General features: G+C 72.9%; 12 protein-coding genes and 2 tRNA genes. 6 read left to right on the top strand and 8 right to left on the bottom strand.

The annotated features are described in order from the left end of the window. The first annotated feature begins 64 nt into the window (after positions 1 to 64). Complete coding sequence (locus tag WMF42_RS09985; protein WP_437691719.1) at positions 65 to 1,516, top strand: lysyl oxidase family protein; 1,452 nt, start codon at positions 65 to 67, stop codon at positions 1,514 to 1,516. 199 nt (positions 1,517 to 1,715) lie between these two features. Here WMF42_RS09985 and WMF42_RS09980 read toward each other — a convergent pair whose 3' ends face one another. From WMF42_RS09980 to WMF42_RS09965, 4 genes are all read right to left on the bottom strand, one after another. Next, positions 1,716 to 3,494 (bottom strand): right-handed parallel beta-helix repeat-containing protein, encoded by a 1,779-nt coding sequence (locus WMF42_RS09980; protein WP_061612950.1) that lies wholly within the window; start codon positions 3,492 to 3,494, stop codon positions 1,716 to 1,718. A 1,029-nt stretch (positions 3,495 to 4,523) separates the two neighbouring features. Beyond that, positions 4,524 to 4,596 (bottom strand) — tRNA-Arg (locus tag WMF42_RS09975). A gap of 136 nt (positions 4,597 to 4,732) precedes the next feature. After that, positions 4,733 to 5,752, bottom strand: a complete 1,020-nt coding sequence (locus tag WMF42_RS09970) for a hypothetical protein (RefSeq protein ID WP_437691717.1) — start codon at positions 5,750 to 5,752, stop codon at positions 4,733 to 4,735. 223 nt (positions 5,753 to 5,975) lie between these two features. Then, on the bottom strand, positions 5,976 to 6,383 hold the full coding sequence (locus tag WMF42_RS09965; RefSeq protein WP_437691715.1) for a VOC family protein: 408 nt from the start codon (positions 6,381 to 6,383) through the stop codon (positions 5,976 to 5,978). 152 nt (positions 6,384 to 6,535) lie between these two features. Here WMF42_RS09965 and WMF42_RS09960 point away from each other — a divergent pair. Both WMF42_RS09960 and WMF42_RS09955 read left to right on the top strand, forming a co-directional pair. Then, positions 6,536 to 6,609: transfer RNA gene (locus tag WMF42_RS09960), tRNA-Pro, on the top strand. Between the two features lie 210 nt (positions 6,610 to 6,819). Then, positions 6,820 to 7,410, top strand: a complete 591-nt coding sequence (locus tag WMF42_RS09955) for a hypothetical protein (protein ID WP_061612947.1) — start codon at positions 6,820 to 6,822, stop codon at positions 7,408 to 7,410. 156 nt (positions 7,411 to 7,566) lie between these two features. Here WMF42_RS09955 and WMF42_RS09950 read toward each other — a convergent pair whose 3' ends face one another. After that, entirely contained in the window at positions 7,567 to 8,361 is a 795-nt protein-coding gene (locus WMF42_RS09950; protein WP_434046596.1) for an MXAN_2562 family outer membrane beta-barrel protein, read from the bottom strand. Further along, entirely contained in the window at positions 8,358 to 9,488 is a 1,131-nt protein-coding gene (locus tag WMF42_RS09945) for a hypothetical protein (protein ID WP_061612946.1), read from the bottom strand. Before WMF42_RS09945 ends, WMF42_RS09950 begins: the two co-directional genes overlap by 4 nt. 295 nt (positions 9,489 to 9,783) lie before the next feature. Between WMF42_RS09945 and WMF42_RS09940 the strand changes: the two genes are divergently transcribed. From WMF42_RS09940 to WMF42_RS09930, 3 genes are all read left to right on the top strand, one after another. Further along, entirely contained in the window at positions 9,784 to 13,434 is a 3,651-nt protein-coding gene (locus WMF42_RS09940) for an MFS transporter (protein WP_437691712.1), read from the top strand. A 196-nt stretch (positions 13,435 to 13,630) separates the two neighbouring features. Then, entirely contained in the window at positions 13,631 to 15,133 is a 1,503-nt protein-coding gene (locus tag WMF42_RS09935; protein WP_437691710.1) for a DUF6600 domain-containing protein, read from the top strand. Between the two features lie 45 nt (positions 15,134 to 15,178). Next, entirely contained in the window at positions 15,179 to 15,817 is a 639-nt protein-coding gene (locus WMF42_RS09930; protein WP_437691708.1) for a hypothetical protein, read from the top strand. 73 nt (positions 15,818 to 15,890) lie between these two features. Here the strand turns inward: WMF42_RS09930 and WMF42_RS09925 are convergent, their stop codons facing one another. Then, positions 15,891 to 17,471, bottom strand: a complete 1,581-nt coding sequence (locus WMF42_RS09925) for a M16 family metallopeptidase (RefSeq protein ID WP_437691706.1) — start codon at positions 17,469 to 17,471, stop codon at positions 15,891 to 15,893. Continuing rightward, positions 17,468 to 18,979: a M16 family metallopeptidase gene (locus tag WMF42_RS09920; RefSeq protein ID WP_437691704.1), complete on the bottom strand. Its 1,512-nt coding sequence runs from the start codon at positions 18,977 to 18,979 to the stop codon at positions 17,468 to 17,470. Before WMF42_RS09920 ends, WMF42_RS09925 begins: the two co-directional genes overlap by 4 nt. Positions 18,980 to 19,015 lie beyond the last annotated feature (36 nt).

Here is a 19,015-nt window from a genome sequence, read left to right as displayed (position 1 = left end):
GACGAGGAGGACTGCGGGTCGCATGAAGCTTACACAGGTTGCGCTCTTTGGGATGATCGCTCTCGTGGGATGTGTGGGAGAGGAGGCGGCGAAGGAGGAGACCGGACAGGTCGAGATGAGCCTGGTCGGCCAGGCGGCCTCCGGGGCCATGTACCGGCTGCGCGACGGGGTCGTGACGGTCCAGGGCCCCCAGAGCACGATCTTCTTCAACACCGAGGATGACCCGGACCGGATCCGCCTGAGCGCGGACGTGCCGGTCGGCAGCTATTACACATGGCTCCAGGAGGGCTGGCGCCTCGAGCGCCTGAACCCGGACAGCACGGCGGAGCCGGTGGACGCGCAGCTCATCTCGCCGAACCCCCAGTGGTTCGACGTGTTCCCGGATCAGCGCACCACGGTCGCGCTGCGCTTCCGCGCCGGGGCGGACGACGTGAGCCTCGATCAAGGCTCGTTCGACATCGTGATCGAGGTCGAGGAGCAGCCGGCTGCGTCGGCGCTGTGCGCGTCGGACAGCGACTGCGCGGCGGACGAGACCTGCTGCCTCGGCGGCTTCATGGGCACCTGCGCCCGGCTCGAGCCGGGCGCGACGTGCCCGCTGCCCGACCTGACGGTCTCCGCGGACGCGGCGCAGTTCAGCCTGAGCATCGGCCACGAGGTCTTCCCGGCGGACAGCTGCGCGATCGTGGAGGGCTGCGTGGGCTCGGCGGGCGATCGCCGCCTGATGCGCTTCTCGACGGAGACCCCCAACATCGGCGACGCGGACATGATCCTCGGCGACCCGACCCTCGTCTCCGGCTTCGAGTTCTCCGCCTGCCACGCTCACTATCACTTCAATGGCTACGCGCTGTACGAGCTCCTCGACGCGACCGGCTCGGTCGTCGCGACCGGCCACAAGCAGGCGTTCTGCCTGCTCGACAGCTCGCCCGTGGGCGTCCCGGGCGCGCCGACCGCGCCGCGCTACCACTGCGGCTTCCAGGGCATCCAGCGCGGCTGGAGCGACGTGTACCACGCCAGCCTCGACTGCCAGTGGGTCGACATCACCGGCGTGGCAGCGGGCGACTACCTGCTCCGCATCGCGATCAACCATGATCGCACGCTGCCGGAGAGCGATTACGACAACAACACGGTCGAGGTCCCGGTCACCATCCCGGAGGACGTCCCGACGACCCCCGGGGACCCGCTCGCGGCGTGCCCGTCGTTTTCCGGGGGCCCGGACCGCGACTGCGGCTGGTCGATCGCGCCCGGGTTCGACGGCGTCCCCTGCACGCCCGGCGCGCCGATCACGGTGGGCTGCGGCTGCGCGACCGGCGCCTGCGGGGACGATCCGATGATCCGGGTGTGCGACGGCGTGTCGGGCTGCACCCAGGCCGAGGCGCTCACCACGGTCGACGACACGTGCGGCCGGTGCCCGCAGGCTCCCTTCGTCTGCCCGGACAGCGGCGTCTACACGGTGCTCGTCGGGTCGTACGACGCGTTCTCGCCGTTCACGTGCGACGTGGCCGTGGCCGCTCCGTAGTTCCCCCCTCGCCGATGCGCTTCATGCGGAGCTCCCCGCAGGTGCGGCACGTGGATCTGCTCGACGTGCCGCGGAGCAAGGTGCCTGGCGGCCGCTGCCCGCGCCCTCGTGGACCACCTGGTGGAGAGCGTCCGCGGGAGGTGATGCGACGGCGGCCCGGGGCTACGTGCCGGGTCGCGAGCGGCCCGCCCGGCGCGGCTCATTCATGAGGGCACGCCAGCAGCTCCGGCGCGCTCGTTGTGTGCCTGCCCACGCCCCAGACGACGTTGCCCTCCGGGTGAAAAAGGACCTGCGCGCCTGTCGGGCCCGACAGCCAGCATTGCTGCTGGATGGAGCTCGACTGCCTCCCGCGCGAGGCGTCACAGCGCGCGACCTCGCCCCCGTAGATCGTGACGTCGCTCGCGTCGATCTTGATACCCGGGTAGGAGCCCGACGTCGCGCGTAGGCTGTTGTTGAAGACGACCGGCCTCTCCAGGATCACGCTTCCGACGCGGACCGAGCTCGCGGGGAGCGACGTCCCCGAGCTCAGGTACATGCCGTAGAGGCCGTTGCCCCAGGACCAGAGGTCCCGGAGCTGCACGCCGGTGCCTGCCTGGATGTGCACGCCATAGTTCCCGTTGTAGGCAGACCTGACCCTCTCGAGCCGGATCCCCGTCGGGCGATCCTGCTCGACGGCGCTGGCCATGACGACGCCGGCGCCGCCGTTGTGGTGGAAGTAGCTGTCCTGGACGAGGACGTTCGCGGGCACGGCGCTCGGGACGCCGGGTGCGAAGCTGACCTGGGTGGCGATCCACAGGCCGTGCCCGTTGTGGAGCGCCGAGGAGCCGTCCACGGAATGCAAGAGGCTATGGTGGACCTCGCAGTTCCGCACGGTCACATTGGCGGTGATGATCTTGATCGCGGCCGCCGCGATCGGCCCGTCGATGTTCTTGACCTCGCAGTTCTCCACGAGGATCGGGGGCGTGTCGTGGTATCCGGCGATCGAGGACAGGTAAATGCCGCCCTTCGGTACGCCGTCCACGATCACGTTCCGGATGACGCCCCCGGATCCGAGGGCGAAGGCGATCCCATCCAGGTTGGCCGGCTTGCAAGAAGGCAGCTGAGGCGCGAGGGGGGCGTACCGCATGATGACGTTCTCCACCTCGCAATCCGAGCAGTTGTTGAGCTGGATACCGCTGTTCGCCGTCTTTCGTGGCCCCTCGGTGAGCTCGATCTGCAGATTGCGGATCCAGAGCCCCCAGACCTCGTCGATGCCGTCACCGATCCTGGCGGCCTTGTGGACCTGGATCGCCCCGGGGAGCTGCTCGGGGTTGCAGGGGATCGCCACCAGGGTCGCTGTCTCTGGATCGCCTGGGCGGGTGTCCGGAGACAGCTCCGGCCCCTCCAGGGTCAGCGCGTCGTGCTGGGGTCTCAGCGGTGTGCGCAGCACGTACCGCCCGGCAGGGAAGCGCACTGTACGCCTGTAGTATGGCAGCGACGCTGCACACTCGATGGCCTGCGCGAGGCCTGGGCTGTCGTCGACGTTGACGCTGTGGTCCACGGAAGCGTCGGCGGAGAACGGCCATTCCGCCGGCCGTGCCAGGTAGGGTACGACATTGACCACGCCCCCGACGCCGACGGACCCTGGCAGGCAGCAGCCCTCTCGCTGGCAGGAGTTCATGTCCTCGTGCAGCACGACGGCCCCATCGCACACGCCGCGGGCGGGGCAGAAAGGACCCGTGCATCGCGGCGACTCTGTAGCGTAGCTGGGGCAGCTCTTGCCGGTATCCTCGTCTGCCGTGAACGGCGGCTCGTTGTACGGCGCATCGAGGCTGCAGGCATCCGGGTACGCGGCGCTCTCCCCTGGGGGAGGGTGATAGCCCCACGCAGACCAGGAACCGCCGAATCCGACAGGGGGCAAGGCCGCCCAGGCCGGGGCGGCGGCGAGCGCGAGCGAGGCGCCGATCCAGGCTCTTACAAGCCGCTGCGTCGACAGCATACGTTGCTCCTTCTTTGCGAGGGCCGTGCGTTCTTTCTGTCAAACGGGATGAGCAAGCACCGAAGTCGAGCGAAGCATGGCTGTATCGATACGAGAGGATCTCATCGGGGGTCAGCGCGCCGCGTGGCCGGAGCTCCACGGCCAGCGTCCGGCACGATGGAGCTTCGCTTGTAGGCGCGACGCGTCGATCGACCCACCAGGCGCCCATCGTCGCCGGAGAGGGGCGCCACCGGAGAGAGGAGTGAGGCAGCGGCGCCGGGAGACGGTGGACTGCTCACGCAGCCTGGAGGAAGACGGCGCGAATAAAATGTGACGCAGCCAACAATATCACGCCGGCGGGCCTGGTCGAGGCGGAGCGGCGCCGCCGGTTCAAGCGCGGTTCAATGCACCGGACGTAACCGCCCGGCCACCGCCGTGGACGTTCCCCAGGATCTCGTGGAGTTCCGGACCTTGTTGACGACAGCACGGGATACGGACATCGCGATGGCGCGATCTGCCGTCGAGCTCATCGAGCAAAGGGGGTTCGCGCGATAGCCCCAGGCCAGAATTGAAATTCAACTCTGGGCCTGCCGAGACCTACCAGCAGAATTGAAAATTCAAATCGGAGCCTCTCGATAGCCTCCGGCCAGAATTGAATTTCAACCCGGGGCCTGCCGAGACCCGTCGACAGAATTGAATCTCAACCCGCTCGCCTCCCCAAGCGGCCCAGCTAGATTATTCCAGTATCACGGCAACATCATCCCTGATGCGCTGAGCCCCGTTCCCCAGGCTGCGCCACGGATCCCGCCCGCTGCGCACGCGCGGCCTCCATCCCCCGCGCGCCTCTTCGCTCGCGGCCGGCTGGCGCATCGGCCTGCGGTCCTTCCGGCAGTCCGCGCAGCCCCCGTCGCTCGCTGACCACCACCTCGTCGCGTCGGCGCCGCGCGCTGCGGTCCACGCCACGCATCAGGCATTCGCGAGGCCGCGGTCCCACCTGCCCGGTGGCTACCCCGCCTCTGGTACAGCGCCAAAATCCTGAAGGATTTCGAGCACCCCCGGCAAGAATTGAACTTGCGACCTTCGGTTTAGGAAACCGCTGCTCTATCCACTGAGCTACGGGGGCAGGGGCGTACAGCCGCTACGGGCGCCGGACCCTGGCACACCTCGCTCCACGCATCAAGACAGATCCCCGGCCATTTCTCGTCCAGCCCGCTCTTCCGCCAGCCCCCTGGCATCTCCGCCCGCCTCGCGCGCCCCGATCACCTCCACGGCTCCACCCAGAGCGCCGCCCCGATCGCCAGCGCGATCCCGCCCCGCGCCAGCCCTGCCCGCAGCGCCGCCACGGCGCGCTCGCGGTCGCCCCGCACGATCCGGGCGATCTGCCGTGCCCCCCGGTAGGCGTGGGTCGGCCGCACCACCTCGACGTGCACCTCGTCCCCCAGGCCGAGGTCGACCCTCTCCCCCATCCCCACGCCCATCCCGCTCCGCTTTCCCCCCGCCTCCCCCGTCGCTTCCACCTCGACCTCGACCTCCCCGGAACCGCCCCGCCCTCCCCCCGCTCCTGCCCCCATCGGCCTCCGCGGCAGCGCCAGCACCCTCGCCATCGCCACCGCGTCGACCACGAGCAGCGCGCCCACCGCCGCGAGCCCGATCCCTGCCACGACGCGCCCCAGCTCGGGCGCCGCCGGCGCCCCGAAGAGCGCCCGCGCGCCCAGCGCGGCCACGGCGATCACCGCCGCCGTCGCGGCCCACACGGCGCGCCGGTCGGCGCTCGCCACGATCGAGCCCGCGCGCGCCCTCCCGACGCGGTTCGCTGCGAGCAGCACGACAGCGAGCGCCGGGATGAACGGCAGCGAGAAGACGGCGCCGAACGCCGCGCCGATGATCATCCCTGCCGGCCCCACCATGAGCCCGATGGTCATGCCGTTCACGACGCCGGCCACGCCGATGGCCCACACAGCGAGCAGGCTCGCCACGATCGGCCCCCGTCGGGTCCACCGTCCCGGCCCCTCCATCCACCCCGCGCCCACCGCCGGCGCGGCTTCGACGGCTCCCGCCCCCGCGCTCGAGGTCGCCGCTCCCCCGCTCCCGACGCCTCCGATCCGCTTCGTCAGGTAGCTGCCCAGCAGCGCCGCCGTGATGGGCGTCACGCCCGCGAGCAGGAAGCGCGGCGCCTCGTACGGCGGCTGGAGGTGGAAGCTGTCCGCCGTGAGCCAGCCGCCCACGAGCCCGATGGCCCCGAACGGGAGCGCGAGCGGCACAGGACCATCAGGCGACATGGAATCGGGCGTTGAACGCGGCATCTTGAAACCTCCGGCTCGATCGTTCCCCTTTTCGACGCGCTGGACCTCGGGCAGCTTCCAGCGCGCTGGCTCGCCGCCCGACCTTCCATCTTCTCATCACCGCGCTCCACGCGCACTGCACATGCGGGCCGCGCCCCCCCGGCCTCCCCGCGCGCGCACGCCGGCGCCCTGCCTGCCCCCGGCTCCGCACCGGGACCCCTCAGCCCGCCCCCGCCTCGAGGTGCGGGTAATGGCTCAGCGCCACCAGGTTGCCCTCGGGATCGCGCGCATACATCGAATAAGCGCTCTCCCGCTCGATGGCCACGCCCCGCGCTGCCAGCCGGCGGCGCCACGCCTCCCGCTCGGCCGGGGCGATCCCGAGGGCGACGCAGTGCCAGCCTGGCGCCTCGTCCGCGCGCGTCGGCCCGTCGGCCGCTGCCCGTTCCACGGCCAGAAACGCCCCGCCCCCGAGCTCGAGCCACACCGACCGCGGCGCTCCTGCCTCATCCGTCCAGCGCCGCACCACCGGCAACCCGAGGACGCCCGCGTAGAAGGCCTCGGCCCGCCCCAGATCGCGCACGACAACGGCCAGGTGATGGACCGCCAGCGACGGCAGCGTCTCGCTCATACAGCGCGCTCATCTCAGCGCCTTTCTCGCGAGGACGCACCTGAAAAGCCTCCTGTACGCGCCTCGCCGGCCCCGGGCGCTCGGCCGCCGCCGCGACCCGTCTTGCCCCGGCAGGACACCTCGTCTATGGTCCCGCTCGCGGACGCCAAGCCCGGGGAGTCGCACAGTCCGGTAGTGCACGAGCTTTGGGTGCTCGTTGTCGCGGGTTCAAATCCCGCCTCCCCGACCCTTTTCCGACGAACTCCGTCACCCCTCGAGCCCTACGGGCGTTCCGGCTCGCCCTTCACCGGCCATGGCCGCTCGCTCACCGGCCCTGCCGCCCCCTCACCCGGGCTCTGCGCGCTCCGCTCACCGGCCCTGCCGCGCGCGTCTCAGCGCCCCCGCTTCACCTGCATCTTACTTGGCCCCCTCGGGTCCGCCGCGCATAGTCCCCCCGATGTCGACGCACGGAAAGCTCATGCTCGGCGCATGCCTCTCCCTGGCCGTCCTCGCAGGGTGCGGCGGTCAGCAGGCGTCCGGTCCGGCGGCGGCCCCCGCGCCGCCTGCAAAGAGCGCGGCCCCGGCCAGGCAGGCGGCGCCCGCTGGGCAGCTCGCCCGCGCCGACGTGGAGCGGGTGCTGATGCAGGGGCCGCCGTGGATCCTGCGGCGCGTGCCGGTCGAGGAGGTCGTCCGGGCAGGCGCCTTCATCGGCTGGAAGATCCTCGCGCTGCCCCCGGACTGGAGCGCCCTCGAGCTCAAGCCCGGCGACGTCGTCACCCAGGTGAACGGCACGCCGCTCGAGCGCCCCGACGACCTGTTCGCGGCCTATCGCGCCCTGGCCAGCGCGAACGAGCTCAAGATCGCCTACGAGCGCGAGGGCACCGCGCGCGAGCTCGTCATGCCCATCTTCGGGCCGCCTTCCCAGGAGACCGTCAAGGCCTTCGACAGCGACAGCCCCCCGCGCCGCCCCACAACGGCACGGCCGCGGGGGACCACCGTCATCGAAGAGGACGACGGCGGCACCTCGCTGGAGAGCGGCGAGATGTGAAGCCAGCCGGGCGCGGCGCGTCCAGCGCCCACCGCCCGGCCTTCACCTTCATCGCCAGCTCCGCCTCCGGCGCCCCGCCCCCATCGCTCCTCGCGCCGGCGCCGCCCTCCGCCGCGCCGGCGCCGCTCTTCCACCGCGCCGACGACGCTCTCCATCTCACATATCGAGCGCCAACCCCGCGATCCACGTCGACGTCCCGACGTGCATCTGCGGGCGCGAGCCGAACCCGTCCAGGTTCGCGTACATCCACTCGCCGAACAGGTACGTATGGTTGATGCCCGTCGACTCATCGAGCTGGGAAGACGCGCGGCGATCCAGCCAGTTGAGCGCGAGCATCCCGCCGGCGGCGAGGTGCGTGCCCCAGGTGATCCCCTGCGCGCGAACGCCGTCCTGCCTCGCCAGCCGAGGGCCCGACACGGAGTACCATAGCCCCATGCCGACACCCGCCTTCGCGTAAGGCACGATCGGAATGCCCGTCCGGCGCATCAGCTCATCGACACGGACGACGGCCGACAGGTGCAGGGGCATGATGGTGAGCGAGGTCTCCTCCGCCTCGGCCCTCACGTCGCTGCCCGCCTCGAAGGCGTTCGCCGACGCCGACGTGATCCCCAGGCCGAGCCCCGGACCGACCGTGCCGACGAACGGGATCCGGAGCGGCAGCCAGTCGAACTCCATCCCGAAATAGAACCGCTGGCCGTCCCCGAACGTCTCCTCGAAGGAGCCCCCGCTGGCGGGATCCTCGTCGACCTCGGGAGAGTACGGGCCGAAGCGGAGCTCGAACGCGAAGCTCTGCGGCGAGGCATAGCGCTCTTCCTGCTGGATGCTCGAGCGATCGGACTGCCGCCAGTCGCTCGTCGAGCGGGTGGACTGCGCGCCCGCGACGGAGGCGATGAGGAGCGCCGCGCTGCCGGCGAGGCACGCCGCGGCCGGATGACGGAGATGACGGTTCATGCGCTCTCCTGCGTGACGGGGCGCGCGCGGCGCCGACGGCTCCTGCGCCACAACCCCAGCGCCGCGCCGGCCGCGACGGCGCCGAGCGGCCACGAGACCCATCGGCCCGCCCCGACCGGCCCCTCGACGCTGCAGAAGCCCCCTCCAGCTTGCCCGCCGGCATCTCGGTACCTCTCGAAGAAGCCGTCGACCTCGATCGGCGTCCCACAGGCGAGCGCCGAGAGCGGCCCGGCGTTCCCGACGGCATCATAGGCCGCCACGCCGACGACATAGGAGCTGCCATTCGTGAGGCCCTCTGCCGCGCCACGGTTGGCCTTCCCCACCTTGCCACACTGGTCCCCGACGTCCGGGATCTCTCCCGGAACCAGGAGCGAGGACTGGCACCCCGAGCTGCCTGGTCCTCCCGCCGTGCCCTGGCCACCGCTCCCGCCGCCGTCGCCCGCGCCGGCCGAGGACTGCCCGCCCTCATCACAGTAGAAATAATAGCCGAGCACGTCCTCGTCCTCGTTCTGCGTGAAATCGACGAGGAGCCGCCCATCGCCGGCGCGCGCCTCGATCCCGGTCGGCGGCTTCGGGCCCTGAAGATCCATCTTGGTCTGCTCCCACTTCGCGACGTCCGTCGCGTCCGCGTCCAGCGATTGGAGCCGCATGAAGTAGATGGTCACCGGGACGGCGCCGGTGCTGGTCCTCGTGCTGTCGCAGCCCTCCGCGCCGAGCGCCGCCGCGATCTGCTTCACGGGCAGCGTGATGGGCATCGTGTCATCGAGGTTGGATACACTCAGCACCTCCCGGCACCGCGTGCCGGTGTCGCGGTTCGAATACAGGGTGCAGTCCAGCGACTCGCTGACCCAGACGGCGAGCGTGTCGTTGGTCGAGAAGCCCTGCAGCGTCAGCGTGAACGCCAGATCGTTGTCCTCGATGCAGTCCTGGCGGCTGATCCACAGCGGGAACTCAGCGTCCTGCCGCTCGGTCTTGGTGCGCTCCACGTCCTTGCTGATGGTCACCGTCGCCGCGGCCTGGCGCGCGCCCCCGGCGAGCGCCGCCACCGCGAAGGCCGCCGCGCACAGCCGCGGGAGGAGCCGCCGCCCTCGCGGCCGGAGCCGCACGAGAAACCTTGTCGTGTCCATGTGCGCGTCCTTTCAGCACAGCTCGTACCACGCCGCAAATGCCCCGCACAGCCCTTCAAACGGCACGGAAACCAGCGCGGTGTCCCCGTCGGAGGCCGCGCCGGAAGTCCGTAGAGGTCACCTCGAAGCGGCGCGGTGTGACGAGCTGGCCATCGTCGGTGTCCGTTCCTGACAAGTTGTCAGCGGCGCCGTGCAGCGCTAGGCGAGCGGACCGGCGCACCGAGGTGCAGGCGTCGGACGTGTCGCGTGGCCTTCGACACGCGCCAGAGGAGAGGGCTCGGCTAGCTTGAGACAGGTGGATCCAACCGACGCCGCTCCCCTGGAGCCGAGCGCGAAGGGGCGCGCCTCCGCCGCCGAGGCGGTGCGCCCCGGGCAGCTCGATCCGCGCAAGGACAGCGCTCCTGCGCCTGCGCCCGCGTCCGCGCCGTCGGTGCGCCCGACGTCGATCCGGCCCAGCCGGGTGCATCCGAGCAGCGCCGCCCCCGAGGCCGACACCGCCGTCCTCGGCGTCCCCCTCACCCGCGTCGAGCTGCACCGGACCGCGCTGCTCTTCTGCCTCCTCTTCCTCGCCGCCCTCATCTTCGTCGTCGGCCGCTCGGCGCGCGACGCGCTCTTCCTCACCAGGTTCCCCGTCACCTGGATCGCGCCGATGTGGATCGTGTACGGCGCCGCCTCCGCCGTCGCCGCGCTCGCCTACGACCGCATCGCCCGCCGCATGCCGCGCGCCCGCCTGTGCGTCGCCTTCGCCCTCTTCGGCGCGGTCACCTTCGCGCTGCTGCGCGTCCTCATCGGCCAGGAGATCCGCGCCGCCTACCTCGTCTTCTACATCTGGTCCGAGATCATCGCGAACTTCACCGGCGTCCTCGTCTGGGCCCTCGCCCAGGACCTGCACGACCCCCGCAGCGCCAAGCGCCTCTTCGGCCTGATCGGCAGCGGGCGCGTCGTCGGCACCGTCGCCTGCGGCTTCGCGACCGGCGGCATCGTCACGTGGATCGGCACCGAGAACCTGCTCTTCGTGCTCATCGCCGCGCTGCTCGCCATGGCGTCGCTCACGACGCAGCTCGCGCGCCGGCACCCGCTGGATCGGCCCCCGTCCGGCGCCGAGGAGCTCATCGAGGCCCGCCTCCCCCGCATGGAAGTGTGGCGCTCGCGCTACGCCCTCACGGTCGCGCTCCTGACCTTCCTCCTCTTCGGCGTCCTCACGGTCGGCGACTACCAGTTCAAGGCGATCGCCCTCACCGCCTACCCCGACCGCGACGATCTCGCCCGCTTCATGGGCTTCCTCTACGGCGCGGTCGGCGTGCTCGGCCTCATCCTGCAGCTCGGCGTGACGCCCCGGATCCTGCGGCGCCACGGCGTGCTCGGCGGGCTGCTCGCCATGCCGGCCGCGTTCACCGCGAGCACGGCCGCGCTGCTCGCGAGCCCGACCCTCGTCGTCGCCTCCATCCTCAAGCTGAGCGACAACGCGCTCCAGTTCACCCTCCACGACGCGACGATGCAGATCCTCTTCTACCCGTTCCCGCCGGCGCTCCGGGAGCGGGTGAGGACGCTCGTCTCCGCGATCGCCAAGCCCCTCGGCTACGGCCTCGGCGCGCTGATCCTGCTCACCCTCCCGCCCGCCGCGGCGGCGGGCCCCGCGCTCGTCGACGAGGCCGCGTGGCTCGGCCTCTACTCCCTCCCGCTCTGCGCCGTCACCATCGCCCTCGTCCCGCTCGTGCGGCGCGGCTACTTCGAGGCCATGCGCCGGACCTTGATGCGCCGGCAGATCGACCCGGACAGCGTCGTCTACGGCCCCCAGACGCGCGCGATCCTCCGCGAGGCGCTCTACAGCCGCGCCATGGTGCAGGTGCTCTTCGCGGTCGACCAGCTCCGGCAGCTCGACCCCGCGCTCGTGCGCGAGGCCGTCCCCGCGCTCGCGCGCCACGGCTCGGCCAGGGTGCGCGCGCTGGCGGTGCGCCTCGCGGCCGAGCTCGGGCACGACGAGGGCCCCGAGATCGCGCGCGCGGCGGTCCACGACCACAGCACCGCCGTCCGCGTCGCCGCCGTCGACGTCCTCGCCTCGCTGCTGCGGGAGGACGCGCACGACGAGCTGCTCGCGCTCGCGCGGGAGGGCGCCGCGCCCCGGGTCGCGTCCAGGAAAGCCCCCGGCGACAGCCGCGCCTCGAGCGACAGCGACGCCCCGGACGACAAGGGCGTCTCCGGCGACGAGGAGCTCCGGCTCGCCGCGATCGCCGCGCTCCTGCGCCACTGCGGCCTCGACGGCATGCTCGAGGGCGCGCCGCGGCTGCGCGCGCTCCTCGAGAGCCCGTCCCCCCGCGATCGCGTCGCTGCCGCCCGCGTCCTCGGCCTCGCCGGCCGCGCGTCTCTCCAGCGCGCGCTCGCGCGCCTCCTCGGCGATCCCGACCCCGCCGTCCGCCGCGCGGCCGTGCGCGCCTCCTCGAGCGTCGCCGATCCGCGCCTGCTCCCGATGCTCGCGGACGCGCTCGCCGAGCGCCCCCTCGCGTCGGCCGCGGCCCGGGCGATCGAGGTGCTCGGCGACGCCGCCATCCCCGAGCTCGCGGCGCGCCTCGACGACGACGGCACGCAGCGCGCCGCGCGCCTCGCGATCCCGCGGGTGCTCGCGCGGCTCTCCAGCCAGGGCGCGCTCGACGCGCTGCTCGCCCACATCGCCCACCCGGACGAGGCCCTTCGCCAGAAGGTGCTCGCGTCCGCCTCGCGCCTGCGCCTCGCGCTGCGCGCGCCGCCGGCCCCCCTCCGGGTCATCCGCGCCTGCATCGACGACGAGACGGTCGATCACGTCCGCATGCGCGAGGCCTACATCGCCGTGCGCCCCCGCGTCGCGAGCCCGCTGCTCGATCAGCACCTGCTCCGCCGGCTGCGCAAGGGGCTCATCCGGGTGCTCCGCCTGTGCGAGCTCGCCTACCCGCGCGAGGTCGTCGCCCTCGTGCGCACCCACGTCTTCGGCCCGGACCCCGCGCTGCGGGCCAACGCCTTCGAGGTGCTGGAGTCGCTCCTCGACCGCCCGCTCCGCGAGCGCCTCGTCGCCCTGGTCGACCGCCTGCTCGAGCTCTCCGTCGCCTTCCCGACGAGGCCCATGCCGCCGGAGGCCAGCGTCGTGGCCTGGATCCGCCGCGAGATCGCTCGCGGCGAGCCCTACAGCGCCGCGCTCGCGCTGAACGCTGTCGCGCAGCACGCGATCCTCGGCGCCGCCGAGGACGCGCTCGCCGCGAGCCACGCTCCCGATCCGCTCGTCCGCGAGGCGGCCGCGATCGCGATCGCCGTGACCCACCCGCCAGGCGCCCGCGAGCGCCTGGCCGCCTTGCGCGCCGATGCCGATCCCGCGGTGGCGCGTTACGCACGATACTGGGCGGTCACCGGCGGCACCGGCATCGACCCCGAGGACGAGATGTACACCACGATCGAGAAGGTCCTGTTCCTCCAGCGTGTCCCGCTCTTCTCGCGCGTCGCCGGCGACGATCTCGTGGCGCTGGCGCGCGGCTCGCTCGTCGTCTCGCTGCTCCGCGGCGACGTCATCTTCCGCCAGGGGGAGCCCGGCGGCGCGCTCTACTCGATCATCTCGGGCGAGGTGCGGCTCACGCTCGACGGCCGCGAGATCGCCCGCCTCGGCCCGCACGACGTCTTCGGCGAGATGTCGCTGTTCGACAGCGAGCCGCGGGCCTCGACCGCCGTGGTCACCGAGGACGCGGAGCTGCTCCGGGTCTCCGCCGAGGACTTCCACGAGGCGGTGCGGGAGACGACCGAGATCGCCGACGCGGTGATCCGGGTGCTGAACCGTCGCCTGCGCGAGGCCGATCGCAAGCTGGCCGACGCGCACGCGCGGCTCTCGCTCCTGCCGAAGGCGCCGCCCTCGCTGCGCCCCCGGGAGCTGCCCGCGGCGGGCGACGCGGCGCCGAAGCCGGCGCTCGACGACAGCGATCTCGACTGACGGCGCGCGCCGCGCCGCGCCGCGTGGCGCCGGAGCGGGGCACCGGAACGTCGTTTGCATTCCAGCGGAGGCTGGTTGTGCGCGCAGGCTGCACTGCGCGCCGCGGGGCAACGTCTGACGGACGTGCGAGAGCCGTCCCAGGGCGCCCGAGGCCGGCCCGACCTCTCCCTGGCATCCCCCTCGAGAAGGACCCATCATGCTCCCGATGCCGCTTCCGCAGCCCTCTTCTCCGCTGTCCCCCGCGCCCGCCGCGGCGCAGAGCCCGTTCAGGGCCCGGCTCCGCCGGCTCGGAGGCGCGCTGCCGCTGCTCGCCGCGCTGCTCGCCGCGCCGTCAACCGCCGCGGCCCAGGGCCTGCCGCAGGGCTACACGAGCGACGCCCCTGCCAGCGCCGGTGAGACCGCGCCTTCACAGCCCACCGAGACCCAGCCGGTCCAGGTGGAGGTCGGCGTGAGCGCCGAGATCGAGGTGGACGCGTACGAGGACACCGACCCGAGCGCCCTGGTCGAGTTCCACGAGCCGCTCGCCCCCTACGGCACCTGGATCGACGACCCGAGCTACGGCAGGGTCTGGGTGCCTTCCGCTGTCGTCGTCGGCCCCGATTTCGCGCCGTACCAGACCGCGGGGCGCTGGTCGCTGACCGAGGACGGCGAGTGGATGTGGGTCAGCGACTACGCGTGGGGCCACATCCCGTTCCACTACGGCCGATGGGTCTGGATCTCCGCGCACGGCTGGTCGTGGATCCCGGGACGGGTGTACGCCCCGGCGTGGGTCGTGTGGCGCGTCGGCGACCACGGCTACGTCGGCTGGGCCCCGATGCCGCCCACCTACACCTGGACCGGCGGCGTCGCCGTCTCGCTGTGGACCGTTCCCCCGGCGGCGTACGTCTTCTGCCCGACGACGCACGTGTTCCACCGCCACGTCCACACGCACATCGTCCGCGACCGCGGCGTCGTCCGGCGCATCGCCGCGCACTCGCACACGTACAGGCCGGCGCGGCCGACCGCGGGCAGGCCGGGCCACAGCGAGGCCCGCCCGGGCGGCGCGGGTCGCTCGGGCTCGGCCCACGGGATCCGCCCCGGCAGCTACCGCCCCGCGTCGCCCTCGCTCGCCGAGGCCGGCGTTCCCTCGGCGTCCGCGCCGAGGCAGCGCGCCCGGCCCGACCCGCGCGCCCTCGCCTACGCGGGCAAGAGCCCGGCGTCGAGCGCGCGCCTCGGACCCCCGTCGGCGCGCCGCCTGACGGCGCCCCCTGCCCCCGCGGCCGGCGACAGGCGCGCGAGGCCCTCGCTGCGCACCCCGAGGTCGCCCGGCGGCGAGGCGCCGGCCCCGGTCGCCAGGCCCGCTCTCCCGGAGCGGGGCCTGTCCGGCGCGGGCGCCGTGCCCCGCGCCGGCGCGCGCGAGCCGCACCGCCCCTCGCGGGCCGCCGCACCCCCTGCGGCTTCCCCGGAGCCGCGGACGGCCCCGACGCCGCGCGTCGTCACTGCGCCGCCCGCGCCGCGCGCCGCGCCGCAGCGGCCGCCGTCGGTCTCGCCGCCGGAGTCCCGGTCGCTGCCGCGGGCCGCGCCGGCGCCGCAGCTCAGCCCGCCGTCGAGGCCGCGCGTGGCCCCGAGCGCGCCGTCCGTCCCGTCTCGTCCCAGGATCCACCTCCCGTCGGGGCCGGGGAGGGCGGCGCCGGCGCCGAGCCGGCCGCGATCGCGGTAGCGCTTGGCCCACGTCTTGCGACGTTCACGAGCAGGAGCAGATCCGATGACGTTCTCCGCTGACTTTGTGAAGCTTCGTTCACTGGGACTGTGGTCGTCCCTTCTCGTCGCGGCGTCCCTCGCGCTGAGCGGCTGCATCGTCGTCGACGAGGACGGCCGCGACCACCACCACGACCACGACCACGACGACGACTGGGACGACGGCGACGACGGGGACAGCACCCCCCCGCCGCCTCCCACGAACGATCCGATGCGCGTCGCCATCGACACGGACGCCCTCCTGAGCAGCGCGCCGGGCGAAGGGGTCGGCATCTTCGTCGAGTACGCGGCCGGCGGGACGTGGACGCTGTGGACGACCTGCGACACAAACCAGTCCCAGGTCGCCTGCAGCTTCGATCTCTACGCCTCGGTGGACACGTCGTCCGAGCTCTTCGACATCGAGGGGATCGACGTCGAGAAGACGGACGCGACGCGCCTCGTCGACGAGGGCGTCGCGCACTTCCACGCCGAGACCGGCTCGGACATCGACGCGATGGCGTTCACCACGACCGAGGGCGCCGTCGTCCGGCTGGAGGCCTACCTCGACGGGGCCCAGGAGCCTCGCTACGTGTACTGGTTCGGCGACGGCATCCTGCACGAGGGCGCGCCCACCAACCCGCTCGACTTCGAGCCGACGGTGCCCTGAAGGCGCGGCGCCGGCGGCCGCTCCTCCCGCTGTCCGCGCAGCAGGAGGAGCGCGCGGCGCGGGCGCGCGCCGCTCAGGGCGCCTTCTTCGCCTGGATCGGCTGCCCCTCGACGTCCCACGCCTCCGGCTCGCCGAGGCCGATCGCCTTGAGCTGCGGCAGGATCTCCTGCTGCGGACCCACCACGACGATTGTCGCGCTCTTCGGGTCCACCGCCCGCGCGAGCTCCGCGAGCCCCGCGAGCGTGGCCTGCTGTCGCGACTGGCTCGCCGCGGCATCGAACGTCTCCGGCAGCCCGAGCCGCGCCAGCGTCGCGTAACGGAGGGCGGTGCGGTTCGCTGTCTCGTAGGCCGAGACGAGGTCGGCCCGGTCCTGCGCCTGCACCTTGGCGAGCTCGTCCCGGGTCAGCCCGGAGTCTGCCATCCTGGCGAGCTCGCCGAGCATCTCCTTCAGCGCGGGCCCTGTCGCCTCGGCGACCACGGACGCCCGGGCGACGAAGGCGCCCTGGCGCCGCGTCTCGGTGAACGCCGAGGCCGCGCCGTAGGACCAGCCGTGGTCCTCGCGCAGGTTCTGGTTCAAGCGCGACGTGAACGAGCCGCCGAGCGCTGTGTTGACGAGCTGGAGCAACGGCCGCCGCGCATCGCCCGCGGCGACCCCCTCCCGCACGAAGGCGATCACCGACTGCGGCGCGCCCGGCCGGTCGACGAGCACCAGCCGCGGCGGCTTCCACGACGGCGCGGCGGCAGGCGCGCCGTCGGTCGCTCCCTTCCCCGGCTGCGCGCCGGGCGAGGCGCCCTTCGCCGCCGACGCGGGGGCTGCCGGCGCGCCCTTGGCGGACCACGCGCCGAGGTCGCGCGAGATCGCCTGCATCACCTCGTCCCGGGTGATGTCCCCGACCACGGAGATCACCGCGCGATCCGGGCGCCACGCCGCCTTGTAGAACGCCTTCACGGCCGGGAGCCCGATCGTCTTCGCGTCCGCGAGCAGGCCCTCGACGGGGTGGCCGTACGGCGTCCCCGGCCCGAAGAGCGCCGCCGTCGAGACCAGCGACGAGACGCGCGTCGGGTCGTCGCCGCGCTTCCTGAGGTCGTTCTGCCAGAGCGCGCTGACGCGCTGCCACTCCTTCGCCTCGAACCGCGGGCGCGCGACGACGTCGGCGAGGATCGAGAACGCCTTGGCGAAGTTCTTCTTCAGCACGGCGAGGGACGCGACGCTCCCGTCGGCGCGCGCCCCGACCGAGAGCGTCGCGCCGAGATCGTTGATCGCGCTCGACAGCTCGACCGCGCTCCGCTGCCCGGCGCCCTCGTCGAGCATGCTCGCCGTGATGTGGGCGAGCCCCGCCTGCCCCTTCGGATCGTCCGCCGATCCCGACGCGACGGTGACGGACACGGACACGATCGGGAGCGTGTGGCGCTCGAGCAGCCACACCTTCGTGCCGTTCGGCCCGTCGATCACCACCGGCGCCGGCGGCGCGAACGGCTTCGGCTTCGGCAGCTCCGGCCGCGGCCCGAGCGGGTCCGCCTGCGGGGCGGCCGCCGCCGGGGCCTCGGGGCGCGGCGCCTCGGTCCTGGCCGTGGGCTGCGCCGGCGCCTTCGGCCCGCAGCCGGCGGCCGCGGCGAGCAGCGCGATGATCGCACCTGCGTGCCTCGCTCTCATTTCGTCACCGCCTTCTTCGTCGGGTCGCTGCCCTTCGGCACGACGCGGAGGATCACCCGCGCGTTCGGGTCGAGCGTGCTCTTCGCCTGGGCCTGGATCGACTCGGCCGTCGCGTCGCGGTAGCGCTTCAGGTCCTGCTCCACGAACCCGGGCTGGCCCGTCCACGTCTCGTACCGGTTGAGCAGCGAGGCCCGCCCGGCGACCGACTCGAGCGCCGTCACGAACGCGGTCTCGTACTGGTTCTTGGCCCGGTCGAGCTCCTCGCGGCTCAGCTTGGCGTCGCGCACCCTGGCGAGCTCGGCGTCGATGGCGGCCTCGAGCTTCTCGAGCGGCACGCCCGGCCGCGCGATCGCCTCGACGGTGAACGTCGAGCCGAGGTCGCCGGAGCTCTGGAGCGCGCTCACCTCCTGGGCGAGCTCCTTGTCGTAGACGAGCGCCTTGTACAGGCGGCTCGCCTTGCCCTGCTCGAGCGTCGTGGCGAGGAGGTCGAGCTCGGCGTCGCCGGGCGCGAAGCGCGCGGGGCTGTGCCAGGCCATCACCACCTTGGGGAGGTTCACGTCGTCCTCGATCGTCTCGCGCACGACGCCGTTCAGCTTCACCGGCGCGGGCGTCGTCGGCACGGGGACGGGCTGCCCCGGGATGCCGCCGAAGTACCGCTCGATGACGTCGCGCGCCTCCTGCGGATCGAAGTCGCCGGCGACCACGAGGGAGACGTTGTTCGGCACGTACCACCGCCGGAAGAACGCCTTCACGTCGTCGACCGTCGCGGCCTGGAGGTCCTCGTGCGAGCCGATCACCGGGTGATGGTAGGGGTGCCCTTTCGGGTACATCAGCGAGGGCAGGATGAGGTCGACCTTGCCGTAGGGCTCGTTCTCGCTCGTCTGGCGGCGCTCGTTCCGGACGACGTCGCGCTGGGTGTTGAGCTTCGCGAGGTCCATGCTGTCCGCGAGCGACGAGAACCTGTCGGCCTCGAGCCAGAGCAGGAGCCGCAGCGCGTGGGCCGGCGCCGACTCGTGGTACGCGGTCCGGTCCTCGCTCGTCCACGCGTTGTTCGAGCCGCCCTCCGCCTCCATCCACGCGTCGAACTGCTTCGTGGGGACGCGGCGCGTGCCCATGAACATGAGGTGCTCGAACAGGTGCGCGAACCCGGTGCGGCCCGGCTCCTCGAACCGCGAGCCGACCTTGACCATGAGGTTCAGGGCGACGATCGGCAGGGCGTGGTCCTCGTGGAGGATCACGGTGAGGCCGTTCTTGAGGGCGTACTTCGTGAAGGGGACGTCGAGGTGCGGCGGGGGTGCGGCGGCGGGCGTGGCGGGCGCGGCCTTGGGAGCCGCCGCGGCGGGCGCTGCCTGCGGAGCGGCCGCCGGCGCGGCCTTCGGTTGAGCAGCGGGCGGCTGGGCGGCGGCGGGCGTGGCGGCCGGCCCGGAGAGCGAGAGCGCCGCCGCTACGGCCGCCACGATCGGCCGGGCGGCGCGCGGGAGCGGCGCGTGACGCGCGTGGGTTTGCATGGAGGCGAGGGTTGCGCCGACGGCCCACAGGACGCA

The organism is Sorangium sp. So ce176, assembly GCF_051519835.1.
In the GTDB taxonomy this organism is placed as follows: domain Bacteria; phylum Myxococcota_A; class Polyangia; order Polyangiales; family Polyangiaceae; genus Sorangium; species Sorangium cellulosum_G.
This window is presented reverse-complemented; position numbering and strand designations above follow the sequence as displayed.